The sequence below is a fragment of the Rhodococcus sp. HNM0563 genome, from assembly GCF_012726195.1.
GTDB lineage: Bacteria > Actinomycetota > Actinomycetes > Mycobacteriales > Mycobacteriaceae > Rhodococcus.
Genome location: NZ_JAASAF010000032.1, coordinates 1 through 1,441, shown reverse-complemented (window position 1 = coordinate 1,441; position 1,441 = coordinate 1). Strand labels below are relative to the sequence as shown.

Below are 1,441 nucleotides of genomic sequence, written 5' to 3'. Positions count from 1 at the left end.
GCCCTAGTAGGACTTTGTTAGGTCGGGAAGGTGTGGTGGCAGGTCGGGCAGGTACCGATCCAATAGGCCAGTGCGCGTTGGAGTTCGCGCACGATGCCGTAGAGGGTCAGTCCCGCCCGGTCGCTTTTGGGTCGGTCAGTCGCAGTGACGTCAGGAACAGGTGCGCGGCGGTGACGAGGGTGACGTGATGGTGCCAGCCGAGCCAGGAACGCCCTTCGAAATGATCGAGTCCGAGACCGGTTTTCAGTTCCCGGTAGTCGTGTTCGATGCGCCAACGGATCTTGGCCAGGCGCACCAACTCCGACAGCGGGGTGTCATCAGGCAGGGTGGCGAGCCAGAAGTCGGTAGGGGCGGCCGTTCCGATCGGCCATTCGGCGAGCAGCCAGGCCTGCGGCAGCACACCGTCCTCATCGCGGGGAATCGTGCGGTTGGCCGGGCGTATGCGCAGCGCCACGAAGCGTGAGCGCATCGCCGCGGCCGGATTGGCCGGGCCGGTCTTGGTGCCGCAGCGCCAGTTGATCTCGGTCAGTGCTTCGACGCCTGCCCCCAAGACGAGATCTTTGCAGGTCACCGCCGCCGGGTAGCGCCGGGTCGGCGGCCGCCCGCGCCCGGAATACGCGGCGGCGACCGGCACCGCATCACCCGGGTGGGCGAGGGTCGCGCCCTTGACCGCCACGACGTAGACCAGGTCGCGGTCGGTCAGACCCTGACGGAAGGTGGCCGAGTCACCGTAGCCGGCGTCGGCGACGATCACCGGCGGGGTCCGGCCCCACGAGATCAGCTCGTCGAGCATCTCGAGAGCCATGACCGCCTTGGAGCGGTACCGCTCCTCGTCCGGGATCGCATTGCGTCGCCGGCGAGCGGTGATCACCGCGGCCGTCTCCGGATCGTCGCACCGCTGATCGTCCCAGCTCTCGGGCAGATACAGCCGCCAATCCAACGGCGCGGACGCGGAATCGGTGGCGGCGTGCACACTGACCGCGACCTGGCAGTTCCCGACCTTGCCCAAGGTGCCCGAATACTGCCGGGCCACGCATGGGGAGGCGTCGCCGTCCTTGGCGAATCCGGTGTCGTCGATCACCCACGCATCCGGGACGATCAGATCACACGCCCTGCGGGACAGCGTTTTCCGGACCGGTACCGGATCCCATGGTGAGGTGGTGACGAACTGCTGCAGGCGTTGGTGATCGATCCCGAGCCGGTCGGCCATCGGTTGCATCGACTTGCGGCGCCCGTCGAGCATCAATCCCCGCGCATATACCCCTGCCGTTGCTCGCTGGTCCTTGCGTTTGAGCGAGGAGAACACCTCGTCGACGAACACGTCGAGACGTTCACCGACATCGATCAGGGCTGCGGCATCCACCCGGTCATCGTCTCGGACATCCCGCCGAAACTCGAGGCCCCGCAACAAGAAGTGGTGAACCTAACAAAGTACTACTAG

At 66.5% G+C, this 1,441-nt stretch carries 1 protein-coding gene; it reads right to left on the bottom strand.

Features of this window, described 5'->3' with window-relative positions; genetic code table 11:
- Window positions 1-106 precede the first annotated feature (106 nt).
- A complete protein-coding gene (locus tag HCA61_RS25825) occupies window positions 107-1,363 on the bottom strand; it encodes an IS701 family transposase (RefSeq protein ID WP_039584526.1) in 1,257 nt (418 codons plus the stop codon).
- Window positions 1,364-1,441: the final 78 nt, after the last annotated feature.